This is a genomic window from Mycobacterium sp. (assembly GCF_047975165.1).
In the GTDB taxonomy this organism is placed as follows: domain Bacteria; phylum Actinomycetota; class Actinomycetes; order Mycobacteriales; family Mycobacteriaceae; genus Mycobacterium.
The window spans coordinates 1-1,663 of record NZ_JBKECZ010000016.1 but is presented as its reverse complement, the minus strand read 5'-3'; the positions used below and the strand labels follow the sequence as shown (position 1 = coordinate 1,663).

The 1,663-nt window shown below is 69.0% G+C and carries 1 protein-coding gene and 1 pseudogene; both read left to right on the top strand.

From position 1 onward, the window contains the following. On the top strand, positions 1-689 hold a 689-nt coding region (locus ACK5M9_RS00980), incomplete at its 5' end, for a peptidoglycan DD-metalloendopeptidase family protein (protein ID WP_416891343.1). Between the two features lie 49 nt (positions 690-738). Then, positions 739-1,594, top strand: a pseudogene (locus ACK5M9_RS00975) (IS5 family transposase). Positions 1,595-1,663: the final 69 nt, after the last annotated feature.

Here is a 1,663-nt window from a genome sequence, read left to right as displayed (position 1 = left end):
TCCCGGGAACGATGCTGGCGGGTATGGGACCAGCGCTTCGCACTGTCGTATCCGTCCTCGCTGCCTGCGCGCTGGTGTGCATCGGCCTGTCCATCCCTGCGGCAGCCTCCGCACCGGGATGGGCAGGTGTGCCGGGTGAGACCTCCACGCTCCCCCGGTGGCACTGGCCGGCCACGCCCGGGCGCGTCACTGCCGCGTTCATCGCGCCCGCGCACCGGTACGGCCAGGGGCACCGCGGCAGCTATCTGGCCCCCGCGGCCTCCGCCGAGGTCTCGGCTGGGGCGGCCGGGGTCGTGGAGTTCGCCGGTGACGTCGCGGATCGAGGCATCGTCACCGACGCGCACGGCAACGGGCTGGTGTCCACCCTGGAGCCGGTGAGCCCGGTCGTGAACGCCGGGGAACTCGTTGCCCTCGGCGAAGTTGTGGGAATTGCGTCCAGTGGCGGCCATTCGGCGCTCGGCGCGGTCCACCTTGGGGCCAGGCTGCACGGCGAGTACATCAACCCGATGCTGCTGTTGGCAGGCATCCCGCGCGCTGTGCTGCTGCCGTGTTGCTCGGCGGCATCAGCGACGGCACCGAGCCCGCCGATCGGATTCGACCAACCTGGCGGGGCTCGGGGTGTGGCCGGGCGGCTCCTGTCCACCTTGCTAGGCCGTGTTGATCAAGAGGTTTCGTTCCTCGGTGGGTGAGTCTTGAACGGTGACGCGACAGGAGATCTCTGACGAGGTGTGGGCCGTTATGGAGCCGTTGATGCCGACGGTGGCCGGGAGGTCGCGGCCGTGGACCGATCACCGACTCGCCGTCGAGGGCATGGCGTGGAAGTACCGGACCGGGGCGCCGTGGCGGGACGTGCCGGATCGGTTCGGGAAGTGGAACTCGATCTACAAGCGATTCAACCGGTGGGCCGCGGACGGCACCTGGGAGAAGCTGCTCGCCGAAGTGCAGAAGCAGGCCGACGCCGCGGGGAAGATCGACTGGGTCGTCTCGATCGACTCCACGATCGCGCGCGTCCATCAGCATGGAGCGACCCTGAAACGGGACACAGGGGGCTCTGCCGAATCACAAGAATCCGTGGTTCGAGCCGCCTGATCACGGGATCGGCCGCTCTCGCGGCGGCTTGACGACCAAGCTGCACCTGGTCTGCGACGGCCGCGGGAGGCCGCTGGGGATGATGATCACCGGCGGGAACACCAACGACACCACGATGATGACCGCCGTGCTCGAGGACATCCGCGTGCCGCGTGCCGGCAAGGGCAGGCCACGAACCCGACCGGACCGGGTGCTGGCCGACAAGGGCTACCCGTCGAAGGCGAACCGTGCATGGCTGCGAGACCGCCGGATCGCGGCGACCATCCCGGAGCGCGACGATCAGATCGCGCATCGCCGCAAGAAGCCGGGCCGGCCGATCGACTTCGGCGACCAGCAGCAGGAACGATACAAGGGCCGCAACGTCGTCGAACGCTGCTTCAACAAGCTCAAGCAGTGGCGCGGCATCGCGATGCGCTCAGACAAGACCGCTCGCTCCTACCGCGCCGGCATCGCCCTGGCCGCCACCCTCATCTGGATCAAGACCGACTTAATCAACCCGGCCTAGGCGGGGCCGAACCACCTAGCGGCCGCGGGCGGCCTTGCGGTCGGGACGCATGCGCATGGGGTCCACGCC